This is a genomic window from Pedobacter polaris (assembly GCF_005116505.1).
Classification (GTDB): Bacteria; Bacteroidota; Bacteroidia; order Sphingobacteriales; family Sphingobacteriaceae; genus Pedobacter; species Pedobacter polaris.
Genome location: NZ_SWBR01000004.1, coordinates 83,002 through 106,771, shown reverse-complemented (window position 1 = coordinate 106,771; position 23,770 = coordinate 83,002). Strand labels below are relative to the sequence as shown.

25 protein-coding genes and 1 tRNA gene are annotated in these 23,770 nt (G+C 35.0%); 4 read left to right on the top strand and 22 right to left on the bottom strand.

The window, feature by feature from the left end:
• Positions 1-115 precede the first annotated feature (115 nt).
• Positions 116-403, top strand: a complete 288-nt coding sequence (locus tag FA048_RS15210; RefSeq protein ID WP_136842643.1) for a hypothetical protein — start codon at positions 116-118, stop codon at positions 401-403.
• A gap of 24 nt (positions 404-427) precedes the next feature.
• Here FA048_RS15210 and FA048_RS15205 read toward each other — a convergent pair whose 3' ends face one another.
• The 16 genes from FA048_RS15205 to FA048_RS15130 form a co-directional block, all read right to left on the bottom strand.
• Complete coding sequence (locus FA048_RS15205) at positions 428-1,390, bottom strand: hypothetical protein (RefSeq protein WP_136842641.1); 963 nt, start codon at positions 1,388-1,390, stop codon at positions 428-430.
• Positions 1,391-1,396: 6 nt separating this feature from the next.
• A complete protein-coding gene (locus FA048_RS15200; protein WP_136842639.1) occupies positions 1,397-2,494 on the bottom strand; it encodes a toxic anion resistance protein in 1,098 nt (365 codons plus the stop codon).
• A gap of 20 nt (positions 2,495-2,514) precedes the next feature.
• Complete coding sequence (locus FA048_RS15195) at positions 2,515-3,129, bottom strand: TerD family protein (protein WP_136842637.1); 615 nt, start codon at positions 3,127-3,129, stop codon at positions 2,515-2,517.
• A 3-nt stretch (positions 3,130-3,132) separates the two neighbouring features.
• Positions 3,133-3,687 carry a TerD family protein gene (locus FA048_RS15190; protein WP_136842635.1) on the bottom strand — a complete coding sequence of 185 codons (555 nt, stop codon included), beginning with the start codon at positions 3,685-3,687 and terminating at the stop codon, positions 3,133-3,135.
• Between the two features lies 1 nt (position 3,688).
• Positions 3,689-4,525 (bottom strand): phosphoribosyltransferase family protein, encoded by an 837-nt coding sequence (locus FA048_RS15185; protein ID WP_136842632.1) that lies wholly within the window; start codon positions 4,523-4,525, stop codon positions 3,689-3,691.
• Positions 4,522-5,217, bottom strand: coding sequence for an HAD family hydrolase (locus FA048_RS15180; protein ID WP_136842630.1), 696 nt, complete (start codon positions 5,215-5,217; stop codon positions 4,522-4,524). The genes FA048_RS15185 and FA048_RS15180 overlap by 4 nt, the downstream gene beginning before the upstream one ends.
• 90 nt (positions 5,218-5,307) lie before the next feature.
• Positions 5,308-6,123, bottom strand: a complete 816-nt coding sequence (locus FA048_RS15175) for a TerC family protein (protein WP_136842628.1) — start codon at positions 6,121-6,123, stop codon at positions 5,308-5,310.
• 501 nt (positions 6,124-6,624) lie between these two features.
• On the bottom strand, positions 6,625-7,368 hold the full coding sequence (locus FA048_RS15170) for an AAA family ATPase (RefSeq protein ID WP_136842627.1): 744 nt from the start codon (positions 7,366-7,368) through the stop codon (positions 6,625-6,627).
• A gap of 164 nt (positions 7,369-7,532) precedes the next feature.
• Positions 7,533-8,264, bottom strand: a complete 732-nt coding sequence (locus FA048_RS15165; RefSeq protein ID WP_136842625.1) for a DeoR/GlpR family DNA-binding transcription regulator — start codon at positions 8,262-8,264, stop codon at positions 7,533-7,535.
• A gap of 50 nt (positions 8,265-8,314) precedes the next feature.
• Positions 8,315-10,873, bottom strand: coding sequence for an outer membrane beta-barrel protein (locus FA048_RS15160; RefSeq protein WP_169306884.1), 2,559 nt, complete (start codon positions 10,871-10,873; stop codon positions 8,315-8,317).
• 77 nt (positions 10,874-10,950) lie between these two features.
• Positions 10,951-11,985, bottom strand: a complete 1,035-nt coding sequence (locus FA048_RS15155) for a FecR family protein (RefSeq protein ID WP_136842621.1) — start codon at positions 11,983-11,985, stop codon at positions 10,951-10,953.
• Between the two features lie 51 nt (positions 11,986-12,036).
• Positions 12,037-12,663, bottom strand: coding sequence for an RNA polymerase sigma-70 factor (locus FA048_RS15150; protein WP_136842618.1), 627 nt, complete (start codon positions 12,661-12,663; stop codon positions 12,037-12,039).
• Positions 12,664-13,054: 391 nt separating this feature from the next.
• Positions 13,055-13,534 (bottom strand): VOC family protein, encoded by a 480-nt coding sequence (locus tag FA048_RS15145; RefSeq protein ID WP_136842616.1) that lies wholly within the window; start codon positions 13,532-13,534, stop codon positions 13,055-13,057.
• Between the two features lie 10 nt (positions 13,535-13,544).
• Positions 13,545-13,991, bottom strand: a complete 447-nt coding sequence (locus FA048_RS15140; RefSeq protein ID WP_136842614.1) for an SRPBCC family protein — start codon at positions 13,989-13,991, stop codon at positions 13,545-13,547.
• Positions 13,992-14,026: 35 nt separating this feature from the next.
• A complete protein-coding gene (locus tag FA048_RS15135; protein WP_136842612.1) occupies positions 14,027-14,401 on the bottom strand; it encodes a DoxX family protein in 375 nt (124 codons plus the stop codon).
• A gap of 18 nt (positions 14,402-14,419) precedes the next feature.
• Positions 14,420-14,845: an SRPBCC family protein gene (locus tag FA048_RS15130; protein WP_136842610.1), complete on the bottom strand. Its 426-nt coding sequence runs from the start codon at positions 14,843-14,845 to the stop codon at positions 14,420-14,422.
• A gap of 132 nt (positions 14,846-14,977) precedes the next feature.
• On the opposite strand from FA048_RS15130, the gene FA048_RS15125 reads away from it, so the two are divergent.
• A complete protein-coding gene (locus FA048_RS15125) occupies positions 14,978-15,955 on the top strand; it encodes a GlxA family transcriptional regulator (RefSeq protein WP_136842608.1) in 978 nt (325 codons plus the stop codon).
• A gap of 110 nt (positions 15,956-16,065) precedes the next feature.
• Positions 16,066-16,149, top strand: a tRNA-Leu gene (locus FA048_RS15120).
• Between the two features lie 229 nt (positions 16,150-16,378).
• Here the strand turns inward: FA048_RS15120 and FA048_RS15115 are convergent.
• Positions 16,379-16,588 carry a hypothetical protein gene (locus FA048_RS15115; RefSeq protein WP_136842606.1) on the bottom strand — a complete coding sequence of 70 codons (210 nt, stop codon included), beginning with the start codon at positions 16,586-16,588 and terminating at the stop codon, positions 16,379-16,381.
• 129 nt (positions 16,589-16,717) lie between these two features.
• On the opposite strand from FA048_RS15115, the gene FA048_RS20125 reads away from it, so the two are divergent.
• Positions 16,718-16,933, top strand: a complete 216-nt coding sequence (locus FA048_RS20125) for a DUF932 domain-containing protein (protein ID WP_136843202.1) — start codon at positions 16,718-16,720, stop codon at positions 16,931-16,933.
• A gap of 163 nt (positions 16,934-17,096) precedes the next feature.
• On the opposite strand, the gene FA048_RS15105 is transcribed toward FA048_RS20125, so the two are convergent.
• The 5 genes from FA048_RS15105 to FA048_RS15085 form a co-directional block, all read right to left on the bottom strand.
• Entirely contained in the window at positions 17,097-17,660 is a 564-nt protein-coding gene (locus FA048_RS15105) for a hypothetical protein (protein WP_136842604.1), read from the bottom strand.
• 28 nt (positions 17,661-17,688) lie between these two features.
• A complete protein-coding gene (locus tag FA048_RS15100) occupies positions 17,689-18,987 on the bottom strand; it encodes a hypothetical protein (RefSeq protein ID WP_136842601.1) in 1,299 nt (432 codons plus the stop codon).
• Between the two features lie 15 nt (positions 18,988-19,002).
• Positions 19,003-21,198 (bottom strand): hypothetical protein, encoded by a 2,196-nt coding sequence (locus FA048_RS15095; protein WP_136842599.1) that lies wholly within the window; start codon positions 21,196-21,198, stop codon positions 19,003-19,005.
• Positions 21,199-21,269: 71 nt separating this feature from the next.
• Positions 21,270-22,001, bottom strand: coding sequence for a class I SAM-dependent methyltransferase (locus tag FA048_RS15090; protein ID WP_136842597.1), 732 nt, complete (start codon positions 21,999-22,001; stop codon positions 21,270-21,272).
• 500 nt (positions 22,002-22,501) lie between these two features.
• Positions 22,502-23,665, bottom strand: coding sequence for an NADH-dependent flavin oxidoreductase (locus FA048_RS15085; RefSeq protein ID WP_136842595.1), 1,164 nt, complete (start codon positions 23,663-23,665; stop codon positions 22,502-22,504).
• Positions 23,666-23,770 lie beyond the last annotated feature (105 nt).

Below are 23,770 nucleotides of genomic sequence, written 5' to 3'. Positions count from 1 at the left end.
GAATTAGTTCAATCAAATGTTATACTTACGCCCTTCATCCAAATCTGATTTACACCTATCAAGCTTGTTTAAGTGTAAAAATATCTTAGAAAATTCTGATCATTTTTTGTTGGAGGTGAAGAAGGAGGAACCAAATTTATTGAATGATTTTGTTTGGTTGAAGATTAGTAAAGACCAGCAACAGGTTATTTCGTTAAAATTAAATTTTTTAGATTCTTCTTATGCAATTGAAGAACGCTTTTTTGAAGAAGGATATTTAAAATTCAATACCAAAAGTGGCGTTTTCATTGAAAAATTTAATTTAAGTCAACATGAATATCAAGTTAGAGAAATTAATCATGTTAGCCATTTTATAGGTACACTAGATGTTTTCTTTTCTGATAACAAATCATTAAAAAATTAGATTTTCAGCTTCCAGCTTATTCGACTAAAAAAGATCTGTCTTTAACATTGTTTTTAGAATGTTAGATTGTACATCGAAATTATTCAAATGGTTTAAAAAATTGATATCAGAAATTTTTTGATAACTGTCCTCCAGTAAGTCAATTATTTCTTGAGCTATTGCAGTTTTTAAAACCGCAGCATTACTTTTTAACCTGTCATTTTTATATTGTAGTTCTTGTACAATTCTTTCTTTTTCTGAACTGTTATTAGACATATCAACTTCTTTCATCAAATTCAAATCACAAAAAAGAAATAAATTTCTGCTTGGGAAAAATAGGAAATAGTCCTCTCGGTCTAAAAATTTATAAATTTCAATTACTAATTCACCAGATTTAAAGCCTGAATAAAATTCGGTTCTAAAATCATATTTACATAATTTACCCATCAACTTTCTTTCAATTGTTGCATAAGTATTATTATAAACTTGCTTGTTTTGGTAATTGATTAAAGTTGCCAGTTGATTTGTAGCTAGGTCGAAATAGAAATCTTTCGCATACTTTGCACTAAAAGCATTTATATTTTTAGCAAAAGGGAAATCGGAGTTTAAATCTGAAAAGACATTGAAGAGGTTTCTTAAAGAAAGGTTGATTTTTAAGGATTGTCTTTTTTTATCTAGATTAAAATTTTTGCTATTGATTACCGAACCAGACATTCTGTCAATCAGTTCTTCATTCAAATCTATCTCATCATAAATAAGAGAGAAATTTTTCTCATTACCTTTTTTAATTTTCTTAAGCAATTCGATTACGCTGCCCGTAAACTGTAGGTGAAAAAGATCTAGTTTTTCGATTTCTAGTTCTTCATTGTTTACAAAAAGTTGATGGATTACCTGGCTTCTTAAATATATTTTATAGATCACCTCATCATCAAAAAATGCAGAAAGCAACTGTAAACGGTTGATTTCTGCATTTGATTTTTTAATGATATTTAATCGGTATTCATCCATGGGTTTTTAACTCGTCCTGGTCACATTCTTTTTCAGCTCAGCTTCTAAAGTTTTCAATTCTCCATCAAGTACTTTTCTGCTTTGTGCCCCAGCTTCATGAATTTGTTTCACTTCATTTAGTGTTTCAATTAATGAAGATGTAGTTAATTTCAAAGTTTCTAAAGAAACCACTGTTTTTTCATTTTCCTTGGCCACATCGATACTATTTTGTTTTAACATCTCTGCATTTTTCTGAAGAATGGTATTTGTAGTATCAGAAATCTTTTTCTGCATTTCTACATTAGCTTTTTGTCGTTGTAGCGCAACTGCAATAGTTAATTGGTTTTTCCATACCGGAATTGTAGTAGAAACTATAGATTGTGCTTTTTCTGCTATAGAGGTATTGTTGTTTTGCACTACCCTAATTTGTGCTAAAGATTGTAACATAATGAAACGAACAATTTTCATATCAGCCAATCTTTTATCTAACCGGCTTGTGAAATCTCTTAAATCTGCAATTTCATAATCTTGATAATCTGCTGGCCTTCCTTCCATTTCTGCCAATTTAAGCTGAAACTCATTATATTTTATCTGACCAGAAATAATTAATTCTTCCATCTGATGGATATAATTCACATTGCTATCAAACATAGTTTGAAGTGCGCTATTGTCTTTAATGGAGTTTAACCGACCAGCTTTTATCTTATTGGTAATCTTATCAATATTATTAACAACCACATCATACTTTTGAAAAAGTTTTTTGGCATCAACAATTAACTTATTCAATAATGGAATTCTAGAGATTATTCTTTTAAAAAAACCCTGTTCTAGTTCAGATACATCAATATAATTAAGCTCTGTTAAAAGTTCATTAATCAATCCACCAACCTCTCCACTATTATAAGTTCTTACAGATGATAAAAAATCATTACTGTATTTCTCCATAGAATTCTGAGCTTCACTTCCATAATTTAAAATGGAGTTTACATCAGAAACCTCTAAAGATTTACCAATTTCCTTGTATTTTGCTGATTCTTCAGTTGATAAATTTTCGAGATTGATGTTACCATCCTTATCCAATTTCACAGGAGTAAGAGTTGGTGTAACGGTAGCGTTAGTTTCCATATTGAGTGTGACCGATTTGGTTATAAATAGTGTTGAGTTACAGTTTTAACAGTATCTTCTAGTTTTTTATCTTTTGTTGGTTCTCCAATAGCATTGAATTTCCATTCGTCATTTTTCTTGTAAAAAACACCCATTACCATAGAAACATGACCAGCAAAATTAGATCCATTTGCGATATCATAAGTTGCAAAAACTTCATTTACACGTTTATTAGTTCCTTCATAAATACGTATAGAAGCAAAAGGGATAGTGCCAAAATCATGTCCTCTAAAACTGTTTAATACAAAAGCAACATAGTTTACACTTGCATCAAGCTTAGAAAAATCAAGAGTAATAATTTCATTGTCCAAACCATCATCTCCACCCATATCTCCAGTTAAATCATCACCACTGTGTGCTACTGATCCATTTTTAGATTTTAGGTTGCCGAAATAAATAACTTCCGATAGCTGCTTTGTTTCAGTATATAAGGCACAACTAGCGTCTAAATCTACTGCTTCCTTAGATTTACTAAAACCGAATAAGCCCTTTTTTTCTATTGCGCCCCAGTTAATACCTACACAAATATTTTGTAGTTTACTGCCATTGCTTTTTTCTAGACTAATGCGTTGTCCTTTTTGAAGATTGATTGCCATATTTTATTGATATTTGTTTAAATAATCTTGTAAGCCGCCTTTCATACCCATGCCTACTGCTTCAAATTTCCATTTTCCATCACGTTTGTAGATTCTTCCGAACTCGACAGCTGTTTCAATAGAAAAGTCTTCTTCTAACTCATACTTAAGAATTACTTCATTTGTTACTGCATCAAAAATGCGCACAAAAGAATTTCTTACTTGACCAAAGTTTTGTCTTCTATTTTCGGCATCATGGATGGTAACCACCACACAGATTTCGTTTACTTTGCTGTCTGCTTTAGTTAGATCTACCTTGATCTGCTCATCATCGCCATCACCATCACCAGTTAAATTATCACCAGTATGTTCAACAGCCCCATCAGGAGAAATTAAGTTGTTGTAGAATATAAAATTTTCATCTGAAACTAATTTCTTTTGATCGTTTAAAATGAAAATAGAAGCATCTAAATCGAAAGCTGTACCTGTAGAAGAACTATTCGTATCCCATCCCAAACCTATAGTGAATTTTGGAGCGTCGATATTTTCTCTTTGTCCCTTTTGTAAATTAATAGCCATTTTAAATTAATTTATAATTATTGTTTTTAATATAATTTTTTATCAAATATAAGTTTTCTACGTATGCTTCAATGGTATGATAGTTATTACCTAAAGATAAATCGTAAAGTTTATTTATGAATTCATTATTTCTACGCTCTAAAAAGATTACAAAACTATTTGAATCAGTATTTAAGATGTATTTTACTATTCGTGTATTGAAGCAAAAATGACCATTATCAATAATTTCCTCCAAATCAAAAATAGATTTTACTTCATGATAGTTCAAAAAGTTCTCAATGCTCGGGTGAATATTCTTATTGATGAGTTCTGCAAAATACAACATGTAAATTTCATTGTCTAATCCGTATTCCTTGGCCATTTTAAGGATCATCCTTTCATGACTTCCTGTAATTCTTATATCATCTAGAAATAGTAATGTTTTTCCCTTTAAAAAGTCTTTATCAATGTGGAATGAATCATTCCCTATCAAGTTCATTCGCTCTTCTGCACTAAGCTCGCCATAATCTTCCTTATAAGTAATGGTCCGGTGCACTTTTGTTTCCTCAATAGAATGATGTCCATGCTCTACAAGCCAACGATTTAATTGGCTTACAAAATGGTTTTTCATAGCAAAAGTAGCCGTTGGAATAAAACTATAAGGGCTAGAAATTACCACAATCTGTTCATTGATGATATTTTCTGACAAGTAGTATTTAATAAAACCATCGGCTAAGGAAGTCCCGAATAGTCTAGCGGCCAAATCATCTCCAAACTTAAAACGACTATAAGCGTTTGGATCAAACCCAAAATTAGTTGAATTGTCTATTTTATGCAGTGAATATGTATATGGGATCATGAAAGCAAGTGTGAAATGGATAGATGGTTAGAGTTAATTAGCATACTTTTAATTCCGACTGCTTCTGCACCACCTACATCTGCCAAAGGGTTATCGCCAACATGAATAACTTCATTTAGCTTTAATTCTGGATGTATATTCTTATCAATTGAATCTAGCATCAGCTGAAAAAAATTATTATTCGGTTTAGACATACGTACTTCATCAGAGTACAATTGAAAGTCAATATACTGATCAATATTTAAATGGGCTAATACTTTTCTCAATGTTTTACCTTTAATAAAACCAGTATTGCTTAAAATATTTATGGAGCTTTTATTTTGATTCTTTAATGTTGATAACACGTCTATAGAATCCTCACAATATAATATTGGCATATTAGCTAGCAACAGTTCTTCCATTTGTTGGTAAAGAATTTCTAAATTAACCTCTTGTAATGGAAACTGATAATCATTGATAAGACTAATTACCATTAAATACATTTCATCAGCATCAACATTTTTACCTGTCTTTTCATTAATAGCATTTATCATTAAATCTACCTGTCTAAAAATAGTGGCAACTTCATTAATACTTTTATTTTGAAGATTAAAATGCTCATAAAAATAAAGCGTTCGTTCTTGCTTAAATTTTGGATTTGATTTAATCAATGTTAACCAAAGATCGAATGAATAGTGTTTATAAAAAGCCATTTAGTTAGTTATTATCCTAATATGTAGTATTAATTTTATTTACAACTGAAAGAATTAATTAGAAATATTTCATATACATCATGGCATAAACTAAAATTTATCAACTACTTCTTCGGCTTCATCAGCAATAATAGTATCGTGTATTTTTTTCTTTGGGTAGTTAAATAATATTGAAGTTATAACTGGCAAAATAAAAATTACAACTGTAAAGATAGAAACAAAAAGATCCGTTTTTTCTCCTTCAATTATTTCGGAAATTGGCGATGTTGGATAAAAATGGGTGAATATCGATGAAGTTAATTTTAATCCGAGCACAGCAATTACAATAAAGGCAACGGTTTCTAAAAATGAAAACTTTTCCATAAGTTTCACAAAGGCTTGGGCTACAAAACGCATTGCTAAAATACCTATAAAAACACCAATGTAAATAAGGTAAATGTTATCTGTAAAAGCCACAGCTGCAAAAACATTATCTATTGAGAATGCAAGATCCATAACTTCTACTAAAGCCACAGTAGCCCAGAAAGTGCCCATTAATCCTACAGTAGATCTATAAATCCAACTTTTATTTTTATCAACTACTTCTTCTTCATTATTATTTTTCGCATTCCGTTTTTTGAAATAATCAAATGCTAAATACAGTAAATAAATTCCACCGAGAGGTTTTAACCACCATATCGTAACTAACCAAGCCGCTAAGAGTAGACAAATACCTCTAAAAACATAAGCACCAATAATTCCATATTTTAGGGCCTTGTCTCTTTGGTGTTTAGGCAAATCCATCACCATTGTAGCAAGAACAGCAGCGTTATCAACCGACAAAAGACTTTCTATTACGATAAGGTTTAAAATAATTAAGATACCTGCTTGTGGGTCATCACCCAAAATGGTGTGCAATAAGTCCATAGATTGATTAATAGTTTATATAAATTTTAGCAAAGAAAATATTTTTTTATTCAGTTTAGTCATTTAGAACAAAAAAAAGATACTTCGTTACAATAAAAGATAGTAAAACTTCTTAATTAAAATACTTCTGGAGTGACCACCATTGATTCCGTTGTTGAATGTTGCCATAATTTTTTAAGATTATGGGATGATTAATACTAAGATAATAAAAGAATATTAACAGCGTATCTGTCTCGTTAAATTTAATTCACATTAAAGTCGCACTTTAGTCGGGTACAATTGTCACAGGTCCGAACCAAGTCCGAACTAACCCCGTCTTAAGGCCATTTTAAGAGTTAAACTTTTACGGCTACTTTACGAAGCAGAGATGAAGCAGTTTCAGGAAGAAAATGAAGTAATAGGATAAGGAAGTTTCTTTAACATAGAAACTGTTTGTACTTTTTAAGACTTATACAATTTGATTGAGAATTTTAAAGAAATATGGGATGAATGAATAATTCATCATTCACTCAGTAAATAACGCACATGGTTATCACTGTCTTGAATAAAATTAGCATATGACCTAAAAAGCTCGGTTTCTTTATAGTTTTTGATGGCTATACCATCTTGACTAAACTCATAAACAATTGACCCAGGATAGGCAATAAGTATTGGAGAGTGTGTAGCGATAATAAACTGCGAGCCAGAATCTATCAACTCATGCATTTTGCAGAGCATTGCCATCTGTCTGGTTGGTGAAAGCGCAGCTTCAGGTTCATCAAGAATATAAAATCCATTTCCTCGAAATCTGTTCATAAACAAGGCCCAAAAAGATTCACCATGAGATTGCTCATGCAAAGATTTACCCCCGTATGAATTAATAATTAAATCACCGCCTTCAGATTCATCTAATTGCTCAATCTCTGTAGCTAGGTTAAAGAAGCTTTCACTTCTTAAGAAAAATCCATCTGTATGACGTCTTGTACCCCTAGATGTTCGAATGTACTGATGGAGATCTGAATGTGATGGTCTTGTATTGAAATTGAAATTTTTTGTTCCACCCTCAGCATTAAACCCAGAGGCTACTGCAATTGCTTCTATTAATGTAGACTTACCCATTCCATTTTCCCCAACAAAGAAAGTTACTTGAGGATGTATTTTCAGCTTATTTAAATCCTTTAAAAAAGGAAGGCTAAATGGATATTTATCAGAAACAATATTTGCCCTCTGAAACTGAATTTCCTGAAGCTCGCCACTTGAAATCATATCTTATGCTTAATTCGATAAAGATATCAATTGGAAACTAAAAAATCTTATCCAAATGAGCAGGTTGCATGGCACAAAGAAACCCATGCTAAATTGGAGAACTGGTCTTCAAATCATTTATGAATTCTTTAATGAACCCTACCAAAAGAATGATCAAACTTTACCTAGAGTACAATGATTCCTCTTGCCCTATAGGCATCCAGTATAGTGTCCCTAGGATCAAGTTCTGTGATCAGATAGGCCAGGTTCTGAGGGGCACATACCTGCATGGCAGCTATTTTTCCTATTGTTGAAGACGCTGCCAAGCAAATGGTGATTGCTGAGCTTTCAGCCATAGCTTTTTTAACCTGGGCAATCTGCCAATTACTTTCAGTGAGGCCACGAAGGGGGTCGATGCCCGTTGAATCGAGAATGCACATATCTGCCCTAATCTGACGGATCTTTGCTGTAGCCTCACCACCTGCTGCAATCTTGGATGTCTTGACTATACGATCGCCCAGTTGTACAACCTCCATAGTTGGATGTTCGCAATACCTAGCTGCTGTATGGATACTTGCGGTTAAAAGAGTGGCATTAAAGTACGATGGAATAAACCTGTACATTTCCATAACCGCCTCGCCACCACAGGTGAGAATAAAACTATCACTACAAAGTAAGGGGGCTGTTTTTGCTGCAATAATACTTGCTACAGTAGAGGGTAATTGCTGAGTTTCACTTCTAATTAGTACTGCGCCACCATGAACTTTCATCAACTTGCCATCTTCAGAAAGTTCCCTCAGATCCCGCCTAATGGTATCATGGGATGCGCTTAGAGATACGCAAAGGGCTGATGCCATTACCGTTCCGTTAAGCTCTAGATAGCTAAGTATAAAATTGTGGCGTTCTTTCTTCAGCATATAGTTATTGCTTTATATACATTATTGAACCTCCAAGTCCAAGGGCAGGATTAATTTCCAATCCTGCGTTTTTCGTCTTCATTGCTCTGCTCGATTTTTTTATTACTGAACTTTTTGCCTGAGCTAAAATTATAACTTACCGACAAGCTGAAATTCCGCGTAGGCCTTTTCTGGTAAAAATCTATCCTAGTGCCCGAAAATTCCGTCAGATCCTTTTCTCTTGCAGTGTTAAATAGGTCTGATACATAAAAACGCAGCATCAGGCTCTTATCTAAAAACCTTTTAGACATTCCAAGGTCTGTATAAAGCTGATAGGCTATCTTAGTATTCGCACTCACATGCGGAGAGCGGTAATCTATCGCAGCATCCAAATCTACCACCCCTTTTAACTCAATCTGGTGCTGAGACCTAGCATAAAATGTAGTTTGCCTAATCTGGTAGCCATCCAAGTCGTAACTGAGGTTATACCCTGCCAGTGAATTGTTTGTGGTCCACCCTTTCATGATCTTTATCGGAGCATTAAAAGAGAAGCCATATTCATTACTGCTATTAAAATTCCTTCGTTGATATTCGATGACATTTCCTGCTACCGGATTCGCCAATTGAGCAATCTTATCATTCGTAAGGGCAAAATAAAGGTCAGCCGAAAATCCCTTCCAGAAAATTGCTCCAAGTTCAAGCTTATGCGTATATTCTGGTGTAAGACCGGAGTTTCCTAGCTGGGTAAGATAATCATCAAACTGCAACCTATATGGATTAAGGTCTGCGAAAGATGGCCGTTGCAATCTTCTTGAATAGTTCAAATAAACCGCGCTCCCACTTTGCTCGTTAAGTTTTTGGGAGATAAAAGCCGAAGGGAAAAACCCAAGATAGTCCCTTTTGAACTGTTCATTCCCAGTGATCGAATTTCCGTCCATATCAGTATGTTCAGCCCTTAAGCCAACCTTCGCACTTAGTTTGCCCCATGTTTTTTCTAAAGATGCGTAGGCCATCGATAGATTTTCCCGATATAAAAAGCGATTACTCAGCTTGGGGTTCAATTGCCAGCTTCCATTGATAAAATTTTCATTAACAACCTCATTATCTCTTTTGGTGGCAGCAAACTTAAGCCCCGTCTTAAAAGAAACCGTATTTTTAAATACCTTGGTATAATCAGTCTGCAGGCTATAAAGATTGGTACTATTGGGCGTACTGTTGCGGTAGTCTGAGTTTTTTTGGGACAGGGTATATACAGAGCGGAAATTGTTTAGCTCTGTCCGTTTACTATTTACATAATCGGCAATCACTTTTAGGCCCGAACCTAAACTATCGGTTTTTAATGAATAATTTAATGTTGTTCCGTTAAGTGAGGGTCTTCTGAACCATTCGGATCTCGCATCTCCTGTTAAGGATTGGGCGCCCGAAAACAAGATGTCAGTATCAAAATACTGGTTCATTTTATTATTGGTCTGTATGGCCTGGATACCAATGGCCTGATTTTCACTAATATCATAAGCAGCCCCAATCCTGTACATTAATCTTCCGTTGTTATTGTACCTGTTAGTGGTACTGGAATAAAAATCCTGGTTGGGATAACTGATCTTGGTACTGGCTATATAGTCACTTTCATCCTTTCCTGCAGATATGCTTCCAGAAAGATATAGGCTTTTAAGCTTGTAGTTCAGCGTTACCCCCACCCCGTAGGCAGGTCGCTTTTCCTGTTGCCTATATTGGCCCGACAATGAACCGACTAATCCATCTTTCCGCGATTTTTTAAGCACGATATGAATAATGCCCCCTGAACCTGCGGCTTCGAATTCTGATGGCGGACTGGAAATGATCTCTATCTTGCTGATATCTTCCGATCTTAGTGTACGCAGGTATTCGGCAAGGTCACTTTCAGACATCCTTTGCACCACATCATTGATCATTACCATTACCGATTGGTTTCCTCTGATTTTGATGGAACCATCGTTACCAACCCATATTCCGGGAGATTTCTGAAGTACTTCTAACCCATTGTTGCCAATTCCCAGCACACTTCCATCTACATTGATAACGTATCGATCCGTTTTTCTTTCTACCAACGGCCTGTCACTAGTAACATTTACCGTTTTAAGAGTTTGCCTATCTTCACTGATTACAATGCGTGTAATAATTCCTGTGTCTGGATATATAAAACCTAGTTCAAAAGATTGATAGCCAACTGAAGAAATTTTTAGCGCATACTGCCGCTTCGGGATAAATTGATGCGAAAACTGGTAATAACCATTCTCTGCACTTACAACACCAGCTAATAGTACACCTGATTCAAAAAGGCCGACTGAAGCGAAGGGAATTCCTTTTCCCTTTTGGTCAACTATAATCCCACTGATCGTTTTATTTAATGTCTGATCATCTGTAATTACCACCGGTCTACTACGCCCAACGGCAATCAGTCTATCTGATATCATCTGATAGATAAGGTTGTTTCCAGGCAATACTTTTGCCAGCACCTGCTTAACGGGCATATTGGTTACGTCAATAGATATCCGCATCGTGTCAGAGATCACTTCATCGCTATAGATAAAATTGTACCTACATTGATCTTTAATGTGCTTGAACAAAGCATTGATGGGCTGCTTGTTCATGTTTAATGTCAACTTTCGATCCTGCCCAAAAAGCACAGTATGGATAGAGATTAACAGTACTAGCATCACAAATTTCCTCATCTCCAGTCTTTTATCACCACTAGTTTATCGCCAATGGTATAGGTTAATGGATAGGAAAGTTTGAGTGCTCTCAACGCCTGTTGTATGGTCTCATCTGTAAATGTTCCACTAAATCGCTTTTCCCTTAAGTGTTCGCCCTGGATTTCTATCTTAAGACCATACTTTTTCTCCATCCGAAGAGCAAGGTCTTTGAGTTTTTCCTTATGAAACACCAATGTATCCACAGTCCATTTGGTATCTGTTAATAGTAGGTTCGGAGTTAATGGGAGCACCCGAAAGCCGTGCTGGTCTCCTCTGGTTAATTTAGAAAAGATTAATTTCTCATTGGGATGCAGCTGCACGCTATTTTTATCATCCAACCTGTCACTCACCTGGATCAGGCCCCTCACTAAGGCAACCTGTATATCTGGATTTTCTTTATAGGCATTTACATTAAAGGCCGTGCCCTTTACCTCGATATCTATATTTCCCGCATGAATGAACAATGGGGTTTTCCTGTTTTTAGCTACATCAAAATAAGCTTCACCCTCTAGGGTTATTTCACGTCTATGCTTTCCAAAATCCTTATTATAGCTAATGGTAGTTCTCTTGTTCAACCAGATCTTGGTTCCGTCATCAAGTATCTTGAAGACCTTTTGGTCACTTGCTGCTATCTTATCTAAATCTCCTTCAGGACTTCGCTCTAGCAAATGGTAGCCCAATAAACCAGCACCAATAACCAGCACCAACATCGCAGCAATCTTAAACAATGCCGTAGTAAAGAATGAATTTTGTTTTGGTGCTGAATAATCAAATCTTCCATCAAGACCTTCGTTTTTGGCAGCAGTAATCGTTTCCCAAGTACGGCCAAGCTTACCGGCACTAGACCCGAGGTTTTCCTTCCCATTGAAATACCGACCAAGCTCAATGGATAATAGTCTATATTCTTCATTACCCTCGATTACCTTATCCAACAGCTCGCTATCTTCATCAGAGATCTCTCCAGAGAGTTTTCTGGTCAGCAGTTCTAGGAATTTTTCTCTTTTCATCATTTAGGGACTTATATACTAAGGACACGGTGATTTGGAAAACTACTTACTTCCTCATAAAAAAAATAGCATAAGCAAATTTGAAGAAGTCTGCTTTCTGGATATTTTTGTTTGCGGATGATAACCCAGATACCCGCTGATAGAATCAGCAAGCGTCTTTACCGCCTTATACAGCTGGTTTTCGACAGTCCTAACGGAAATACCTAGTATTTGGGCAACCGTGCTATTTTTTAGCCCTTGCTCCTTAACTAGCCTAAATATGAGTTTACGCTGCTCAGGAAGGGAGGCCACTGCAAAGTCAAGTAACTTTACCAGTTCCCTATCCTCTATTCCTGTGCTGTAGTGATCTGCTACCTGCTCAAATGGTTGCCCGCTTGGTTGTTCTACAAATAATAGGTATCTTTTTTTATCGGACCTGATCAGATTGAGGCAGGCGTTTTTGACAGCTACATAAAGGTAAACTTCTGGGTTGAGCACCTTTGACAGCCCATCTCGTTTGAGCCATATTCGGACAAAAAGTTCAGAGGTAATCTCTTCAGCACTTTCGGTTTGTTTAATATATTGTATTGCAAAGGCTAGAAGTTTATCGTAGTAAAGGGCAAAAAGTTCATCGAACGCGGCTTTGTTCCCATGTTGGATTTCGCTGAACAATTGTACGATCTTGCTTTTTTCTTCTGGCATCAACTTCGACTTTTGTAAACCAAGTTTTTGGTGTCACTGGTAGGACACCAAAGTTTGAATATATACTTATTCTGGGATAAAATTTAGGAGTATTATATTAAATACTGCATCTACCTATAGCTTAAGTTAGCTGTTCGGATGTTGAGATAGCTATCGTCTATAACAAAGTCTCAATAAGTTCTGATGAGTTTATGGGAATTGTACGGAAATTTTCTCCACATAAAATAAACTAAAAAAACTTCCTAAAGAAAAGTTTTTCTTGTACTGCTTAATATTGAACTATAAAATCACTATTAATAATTATACAACTTCTTCACGCCTATCTTTTGAGACACAGTATCATTAAAGCTTCTGGATATTGAGTTGCACCATTTAACTTACATTAATTAGCTTACTGAATGCCCAATACCCACCTCACATCAAAAGCATCAGTTACTTCAATTAATTTTTGTTCATTCTCATTATTTGCAAAAAAACTCTTTTTATCAAATTCTAGTTTTTCATTAGTATAAACAGCTTTGAAGCTATCATGAGCAAATTCATTGCTGTTTGCGAGTGGATTGTGCATGATAGCTTCAATAAGCTCTTGTCTATCGTCAGTATTTTTACAGTGTAAAAAAATAGAAATATAGTTGCCGATTTTTCTTCCTTCATTGTGCACCAAGTCTGAACCATGAATAATTATCCTGTCAGAAATTAGAGATCCACTAATCACAGGTATTTCCTCGTAACCCTGTAACTCTTTTTCAAAGGTTTCAAACTGTAATTGCCCCCCAAAACAAGTTTGGTAAAAACTGAGTGCTTTTTTACAATTTCCAGAAAATGTGATGAAAATTGCACTTATTAATTTATCATGATTATGCTCAATCATCTCTTATAAATTAAGCATCTGGAATATCAGGTTCTACAAGTTTTATCAATTTCTCTAAACATTCCTGCCAACCTAGATAACACATTTCTGCTGGTATTGCTTCAGGAATTCCTTCTTGTAGCACTTTAAGTTCAGTGCCACACAAAACCTTATTTAACCATACGGTTGTAGTGATTTCACCTGGTAAATTAGGATCGTCAAATCTATCGCTATACTTAATAAATTCATTGGGTTTTATTTCAAGGTATGTACCACCAAAAGAATGTTTATTTCCTGTGCTAAAATTTATAAAAGTCATTTTAAAACTACCCCCTACCCTAAAATCCATTTCCTCTATCGTACATATAAAACCATAAGGTGGTAGCCAAGTTGAATGAGCTATAGGGTCTGCAAATGCCCGAAATACCTTTTCGGGATTTGCTTTAATTACTCGATGTAATGAAACTGTATTTGCCATTTTAATTGAATTTAACTTGTTGATTAATCTTGTTTTTAGCTGTTCTGCTGAACTCTATTTTTATAAATATAAGAAACGGCAAGGATAGCCAATACCACTAAAGGCATTAGCATAAACCCTATGTTTTTATCTACACAGGCATGGCTGATGAAGGCAAAGATTAAATTAAATGTGAGTCCTGAATAGGCCCATTCTTTTAGCTTACTTGGCGTTTTAGGGTAAGAAATAGCAAAAACACCAAGTACCTTACAAATTACAAGTGCATAGGCAAAATAATCTGGATAGCCGAGAGGTCTGGTTCCTACAGTTATATATTCTGGTGCAAATAGCATGGTACCCAGTGGCATTAAACCTTCCCAAAGCAGTATGATGACAGTTGACACCCAAAAGATTATTTTATTCTTTTTCATAATTAAATCAGTAAGGGTTTATGAATTGGTTGATTCGATATATTTCACAAAATTGTTCAGGATAGCTTGCCACCCTTGTTTCTGAAATTCAGGATCGTTCTGTGTTTCAGCATCAAATGTGGTAACTATATTGGTTTTGCCATTTTGTTCTTCAAACAAAGTAGTGGCTGTTCTTCCATCACCCATGGTGTACGTAATTTCCTTATGTAAATCTACTTTATCATAAGTGCCTTCAAAGTCGAAACCAAAGCTGCCATCCTTAGCTTCCATTCTATGTTTAAATTTTCCGCCCACTGTTAAATTGTTTTCACTACTGGGAGTATGCCAATTTGGGTCTGCACTATTCCATTGGATAATATCACTTGGGGTATTCCATGCTTTCCATACTTTTGCTACGGGAACATGTGTTGTTGTTTCTACCGTAATTTTTGTTGCTTGTTCCATTGTTATTTGTTTTAAAGTTTTGTTATCCAAAGATATAGATGACTATAAAATCAGGTCTGTTGTGAAAATGACAACTTTAGGGGTAAATTATGACAAACTATCTTTAGCTTAGTAGTTTAATCTTTAATTGATATGCGGATTTCAGTTTTTGTTCCTGAGTATGGGGTAATTGAAGCAGTTACACCCCCTTATAGAAGCTTTCATACTGCTAATGAGTTTCTAACCACCTTTGGTAAAAAACCAATTTTTAAGGTAGAGTATGTGGGTTTAAACGAGTATGTGCCGGCTAACAATGGAGAATATACCATTAAGACCGATAGATTGCTGAAAGATGTTACTGAAACAGACTTATTGATTATACCCCCAACATTTGGCGATACCAGCAAAGGAATACAGGCCAATGCAGCAGCAATACCCTACTTTAAAAAACTATATGAAAACGGCTCAAGTCTTGCCAGCTTATGTATTGGTGCCTTTCTTTTAGCAGAGACAGGTTTACTTAATGGTAAAAAATGCTCTACACATTGGGCTCATATTAGCGACTTTAAGGAAAGGTATCCTGAGGTAGAAGTAGAAGATGGAGCTATCATAACAGAACACGATAATATTTACAGTAGTGGCGGTGCAAGTAGTTTATGGAATTTAATATTATACCTAATTGAAAAGTATGCTGATAGGGAAACGGCCGTAATGATTTCAAAATATTTTGCTTTAGATATTGGAAGAGAGAGCCAATCTCAATTTGCCATATTTAAAGGTCAAAGAAACCATGCTGATGTAGAAATTCAGAAAGTACAGGATCATATTGAAAAACATTATGAAGATAAAATAACGATAGAAAGTTTAGCAAATTTAATTAATACGGGCCGTAGAACATTTGAAAGAAGATTTAAAGAGGCGACCAACAATACATCTATAGAGTATATACAAAGAGTAAGAATAGAGGCTGCCAAAAAATTCTTTGAGGCATCAAGAAAGAATATATCAGAAATAATGTTCGATGTTGGCTATACGGATACGAAAGCCTTTAGAGATATCTTTAAAAAGATTACCGGACTTACCCCAATTGAGTACAGAAATAAGTTTGCAAAGGTAGCATATGAAGCATAATGCCTAATGAAATGAAGTTTAGGGAATACAAAAATTTAAAATATTATTTGGTTTGATTTAAACTCATTGACCTTTTATATTTCAATCATAACCTTATATTTGCAGCATAAACCTAGGTGGCGGAATTGGTAGACGCACCAGCTTGAGGGGCTGGCGCCTGTATGGGTGTGGGAGTTCGAATCTCCTCTTGGGTACCGGATGTAAAATTTACGAATGTAACTATCTAATTATCAGGTATTTGCATTCGTTTTTTTATGAAATTTTATCTTTGAACACGAAAATATAATATTTGTAATTAGTTGATAATCAGAAATTTATTTATATTGTAATGTTCTAGAATTGAGTTTGTAAATTGTTGATATTAAGTGTCTTACGCGTAACTACTTGATATTCAGTTGTTCAAACAGCGTCTGCTTGTCCCTACTAAAATACATTTTTATTTCGACTTGTCGACGGACGATTTTTAGTAGTTGTAATTTGCTCTTCTTCTATATCAAGCACATCTTTAAAAAAGACTTCCACGGCAAGTCGAGCGACCAGATTTAAGAAAGGCTTCTCGTCCTCATGAACAATCATATCCTCATTTCCTGGGTGATTTGGGATTCTTTTGGCTCTTCTTTTTGGAGGATTCATTTGAATAGCCTGGCTTTAATGATAAATGAAGTTAGAGATATAGTGTTAGTTAAATATTTAGTTTAAGTTAATTGAACACTTTTAAAGCACAATAAATGCAATGGCACCAACAATGAAACATTAGAAAACATCATCGAGGGCGAAATAGATGAATTTTCTAGTGTATTCAATAATGTAGTGGATAAGGTTTTAAAGTATTCAGAAAGCAGTCCGACACAGCAGATGGAAACCACCAAAGGCACTTTGTTCGGAACGTACAACAGTGTGACGGGCTATTTTCAGAACGTGAAGAACTACAAGACCGATGAAGCAAATTCAATTCAATCATGTCGGGTGGTGCGCTAGGTAGGGCACAGGCTACGTTTGATTTGTGCAATGATTTTGCGAGGATTGGTGTAAATGTACTGAATTAAGCGTCTTAATATGCAAATTAGGCACTAAGAGCAGGTTGTTCTTAGTGCTTTGCTATGCCCAAAATTTCGGGCGGCCCTTGCGGGCATAAAGTGGATTAACCTTGTAATAATCCCCTTAAAATTCCATTTATCTGAATATCATTCAAAGTATATTTTGGTGAATATGTGAAATTATTGATTGACATTTGCTCGGGAGTGGCAATTAATGCGCCTTTGCCTTCTCCAAATTGCTCTATAATCTGATTCTTAATTGTTTTAGAAACCCGTCCTTGATAGATTGTTCTAAAGATTGAGGCATCCGCAATCATCCCACCAAGTTCTAACCAACAATGGCCATCCCACTCTTGGATAAAGATTTCATCTGTTGTTAAAATTGGTATAGGTGAGTGGCATACAAATAATTTTGTGTCACGATATGCCAAGTCTCCACATACAACTGCAACTGGAATTCTTGAATGATCTTGGATCATTGCTGCCCAGGCAGCAGAAATTTGAGTACAAGCGAATGCTTTATTTGGGACATTAATTAAAGCAGCTTCCAACGTCTCTAGAATTAAATTTCGCTCTTGTACAGTCAGTTGATATGACAAAAATCTTTCTACTTCATTTATAGTGTAATTGTCAAGCAATACTGATTTCAATTCTAAAACTCTCTCCATTTTATTGTAAATTATCCCAAATCATTTATTAATTGGCGTTGTCGGTTCGTTTTGTTGCTTGTTGTCTAGCAGCATCATCGAATTGTTGTTCAGTCATGCAACATTCAATAACTAATTTGCCACTCCCGCACATACAAGGATCTTTTTTACTTATGTAGGATTTACGAACAACAAACTCACCGTCATCACCATGTTTCAGGTCAATAGGTTTCCCATCCGCCGCAGAGATAAATTCCTCCATTTTTCTAATAAGCTCTTCTTTTGGTAAAGGTTTGGATGGAATTCTCCATTGGAAACCGTCGGGATAGTCAAAAAACTTATTATACATGTTAAATGTAAAGGAATTAGGCTCAATGGGAGGAGCTTTTTTGTATTTTCCCTTTTCTTCTTCGCCTAACTTTTCTAATTTTTCATTGATGGTAGATAAATCAGCTTTCAAATCAACACCTTTTATAAATACTTGATCCTCCCTTAAAAGCAATGGAGCCAAGTTAACATGCAAATGGTCGTTAGATGTAAAAATATTGCAAAATGGAAGGTAATAAAGATACTCGAGATCAACCTTATTTGTAGGCCTAGTGCTGATCAAGCCGCATTTAAGTCCTACGTGGAACAATGTATTTACTTTCAGTATATGATAAGCGTAAGGAAAGATGTTTTTTATAAGGGGTCGCCCTTTAGATTGCCAATATTTTAGAAGTCTCATAGATGTAAACACATTTATCTTTGAGGATCGACATAAATCCATTAACAATAACTGCTGGTTTTTAGGGTCATCAATACTATCTTGGACATAATTGGCCAATTCCTCAAAATTTTTTAGTTTGATTTTCTCGCCAACTTCTTGAAGTTGCTTTTTAAGATTGATCAGGATATCTTCTTGAGTAGTTGTATTTCTCCAAAGTTCGGACAGCGCCAAGTCTGCCTCGGTAAATTTTCCATCTCGCCATTGGTAAACAGCATTTTCTTCTGGCGTTTGTCCAACAACCCAGCCTTTAGCCCCATCTTTGGTTTGAACTGCTTTACCAATGTTTACCATAGGTCGACCATCCATTTCTATTGGCCTATCCAAACTCAATTCTGAGGTAATGGCATTGAAATAGGGCTCATTAACAATTGTACTACTAGGGAAAAGTTTTGTAGCGAAGTCGATAACTCTATTTTGAGATGGTGGATTGCCATCTTTGGCTTCTTTTTTAAGGTCGCCTAGAATTTCCATGACCAATATTGGAGTGATATTGTGTTTGTAATAATAAGTCAATCTTAACAACTCATTGTATGAGAGTGACTGAAAAGTAGATTTGTCTATAATAATATTCAATGCCATATATTCTCAATTATTTCAATAAGGTTTTGGTAATTCATCTTTAATTATGATAGCACACATAATGTTATAGCCAGTCACACTAGGTGAAACATCACCAAAACCAATCCAAGTATTGGGTTTCATATTATCATATTTGTAACGACAATAGGTGTAAATTGACATATCCAATTCGCCACGATCAGGTCCAGCCATATAAGTAATCCCAAGCTTGCCGTCATTAGTCAAAATACTGCAATCATGTATCTGTCCATCTTTGTAATACTGTTCTCGAACTTTACGGATATAATCCATTAGCGTTCTTGAAGCCGATGGAGATATTGACAAGGCTTCCAGCAGCATAATATTTTTATGTTGAATTTTTGAGCAGTCTATTGCCATGATCAAATCCATGAATTCATCAGGTAGGTAGAATTTTGGCTTAGTCCTTAACTTTGAACTTTTGCCGAAAGTATACATGTAATAGTCATTAAAAATATCCGTATTATTTTCGAAACTTAGCCAATTTGAACCTACTTTTTCCATCTTGCTTATTGTATTATCAAAATAAAGACCATTAGATAAAAAATATGCAAGCATATCTGTTTCCTCGTAAATGTGAATACTTTCATGAAGTAAAAAACTTTTTCTCCGCTTCAAATAGTGAAGTAGAAGTATTGGATGAGATATAAAATCTCTAATTACTATTAAATCGTAAATGCTAATGATCCAGGGAAATACATCTTTCTCAAAATATCCAAGATCATTTCCAACTTTTACTAAGGGTGTAAGATGTCCTATTGGCTCTAAAGTCAAGCTCACGATGATATATTCGTCATAATCATTAGAATCTATTGTGGTAATTTCTCCGTTTGATGTCCGGAAAGTTGCAATACTAGATGTTTCAATAAATTTCTTTGTTCTAATGCCCTGTTCAGTAGAATCTCTGATTAACTGTTTAAGATGCTTCTCAGTCCTCTCATAGTTTCCATTTTTTGCTTTTTGACTGAGACGATGACCCTTCGCTTCAATAATGAATAGTGTTCTGTCGTATGTGATAAGTCCATCAGTTTCGCAAACATCTCCATTTTCGGTTGTATAGTATAAATTTTTTGGATGTATTATCGCTGAAGCCAGCAACCCAGAAAACATTGACATACCCTCATCGAGTAAAAAATCATGCTTCTTATCTTTGTACTTAGCAGCCAATTTAGGCATTGAGTTAATATAGTTTTCAAAAGTAGGTTCTACACACCATCCCAATAATGACAAGGATGCGACCATAAATTTGTCTTCATTCTGAAGAATAGGTCTCCTTCTTAGAATACTATCAGGTGCTACTATTTGACTTATTCCTTCTGTTGGGAATGTAACAGAAAATTGTTCTAAAAAAGAGCTCGTAACCTCAATAGTGAGATTACAGTAATCAGCAAGTTCCTCTGGAGAAAACACATGTATATCTTCTAGCTGGTATGTTATTTTATTTAGCAAGTGATAGTCTAGTGCCTTGTTGAGCTGTTTGGATTTCAAAGAAGAGAAATATAATATTTGATCGTTAAGAAGCGTAGATTCTGCATTCCTCTGTTTAGTGTTCCGAAATTTTACTATTTCATCTCGTAAGGTCTCCTTCTGCAGCTTAGCAACTTCCACTTTTTTAATGTACCGCTCGTTCACAAGTTGTACAATTTTGTCCCTCAATATCAGGCTATCTTGAATATCAAATCCAAAGTGTTTTTTTAAATCATCCGACAAGGAGGAATAAAGTTTGCCAACAAATAATTTGTGATGCTCCGGATGTCCTGGGTTTCTAACCAGCATTTCATCCTCCATCAATTTGTTGGTGATCTTAGTTAATGTAGTCTGTGATGTTTTGTTATTCTCATGTAATTGAATTACCCTTGTCAGCATCAAATAGCCCGTAGCAGCATCTTGAATATTTCTTAGAGCTTGTAAATAATCTTTTTCGTCTAATTGACGATCTCTAACGAAATTGCTTCTTAGTGCGAATAACGAAACAATTTCGGGGATGACAAGCATTCGATCCTCTCTAATATCTGTATAATCATCAACCTTATGTAAATGATTGTAATGTGTTATGTTCGCTAAAAGTTGAAAGGTGTTGAATTTGGGTATCTCATTTTCTAATGTTATCCAATGTTCCTCAATTTTTTTCGGCCACACATTAGACAAATCGTTTTGTAAGTCAACATTCTTAATACTTTCGTCATTTCCCATATTCGTTGAGTTTTATCTACTCCTCTTGATAGTTAGAATTCAAAAAAAACTTCTACTGATCAACTTATAAATTACGGTAACTTATAAATGCACATTATATCCGCCTCTGGATTATTTTTCCAATTTTCTTTAATAATAGATGCCCGTTCTTGCTTATCAAATATTTCGAGATGGTCAAGGTACTTTTCTAGCCACTTCTTTTGCGTTTGCATTTCTTTTTCAGAAAAAAGACGTTCTTTTTCTGAATGCATAAGTCTTTTAAAACCTAATGGGATAAATAGACTATCTAGGTCGGCCAATGTAAAATAATGCTTAAAGTACTCATTGTTCTCAGAGTTGCCCGGATTATTCATATAATATTTATCGGAATGTGTCCAAACATAAACGAATGACCCTATTGCCAAATTTTCCTTCACTTGGCCTAGTATTTTATTGCACTGTTGTAGATTGAAAAAGTGTAATATGTTTGCCAGAAAAACTACCGAGTAGGTTTCTTTTGGTAAACTATTGCGTAACAAAGTTAGGTTGTACAATTCAATATTTACACCCTCGTGGGCCAGACTATTTATCCTGTTTTTTAGAGAGTCAAGTTGATATTGGTCATTATCGATACCAATCAACTTTCTGCCTGAATTGATATATTCAAAAAGAAAAGTGGTTTGGCCGCAACCGATATCGACAATAGCACCATCGACAAAATCGCTTTCATAATCCCTCAGTGGATTATGTAATGTCCGAATTAAATCATCGGTTGTAAAGTCTTCTGAATAAGACTCCCAATATAGGCGCATCTGAACATCCATAATGTCTAAGTTTCGAATATCAAATTACAAATTCTTGGTGCTGAATCCAATTTTCGCCATGTTTTTCTACCTATTCCTACCAGTAAAAAGTACAAAACTGGGTCCTATTAAATGTGCAAATTTTTTGTTCTATTATAATCTGGTCAAGGTATACCTTATCAAAATCGGTTAAATTTTAACATGCATTTTATATGAAACCTTTTCTCTCCAAATCTTCGATAATAGGCTCAATAAGCAATAAAAAGCGATTTAAATGTTCAAAGTATTCCTGCTGATCGGTACAACCGGACTTTGAACTCTTAAAAGTCCGGTTTTTTTATTTAAAATCACTGTTCTAAGCTATTCCAGCCTTGTTCAAAGTATTCCTGCTAATGGTTCAGTCTGGTAAAGGGGGATTAGAAGATTAGCTTTGAACGCTCAGCAGTCTGATGAATATTTAAGCGCTCCGTTATAAATTATATATGCTATTTTCATTGGTCTAACCTATTTTTTATCGCAATCTAAGCACCTTTGGCTATCCTGTTCTCTTCGCCTTCCATTGGTAACCAGCCTTTTAGTGTTTCAAATATCGTCATTAATTTCGCTGGAATTTTTTTGTCTTCTACTGTATCAAGTTTAAGAATTGAAGTGATTTTTTCTTCTTCTCCATTTTGAATTAATTCTACCCAATCAGGATTAATTATCAAAGTTTTCCCTATTGCCACCATAGAAACACCATACTCTAAAACCTGATTAGCCATCTGTGGCGTTGTAATTCCTCCAGCAACAAGAACAGGAACTCTGTTGTTAACATAATTGTTTAGTACAACTGATATAGGCTCTTCTGAATGTTGTAAGTCAATTGGTTTTTGATTGACAGCATCAAACAAAGAAAAGTGTAAATAATCAATCTTCTCAGCAATCAACTTGTCTATTAGCGTGAACGTGTCTGGAAGTCCATAGGTTTGTTGCGGCATTTCTTCAGGTGAGATTCTATAGCCTATAAGAAATGGAGTATTAGCATATTCAGAGACTACTTTTTTCACCTCTTTTACGATTTCGAGGCTAAGTCTTAAGCGATTTTCAAGAGAACCTCCCCACTGATCATTTCTTTTATTAAAAAAGGGAGATATAAAATTTTGAAGCAAAAATCCATGGGCTCCATGAATTTCAACTCCATCAAAACCAGCTTCAATCGCTCTTCTCGTAGTTTCTCCAAATGCTTTGATCATTTCTAAAATTTCATTTTCGCTTAATTCTTTTGGAAGATTTTCTTTATCGGATAGTAGTATGGTTCCACTCAAAACAGCGCTTGAACTTACCACTTCGCCATTAGGAATAAGACCTGGAATTGCTTTATTGCCTGCATGAAATAGCTGTAATATTGCTGGCGCCCCACCACTTTTAGTTGCATTTGCCAGCTTCTTAAGACTTGGAAGAAACTTATCATCGTATCCTGCAAATTCATGTGTAAAACCGATACCATTTGCAGTAACATGTGTACATCCTGTGATAACCAATCCTACACCATTTACTCTTTTTTTATAATATTCGATTTCTTCATCTGATATAGTAAAATCGTCATTTGATGCCCAAGTGGTCATAGGCGACATTACAATTCTGTTTTTTAAACTAATCCCATTATCAAATGATAAGGGAGTAAATAGCTTATTGTATTTATTCATTTATAAGTTTTTTAAACGCAAAGCTCTACTAGAAGCAATATTATGCTCCTAGTAAAAACTTCAACCTAATGATTTTTGATTATTTAGTGTACAGATGAAAAAGTT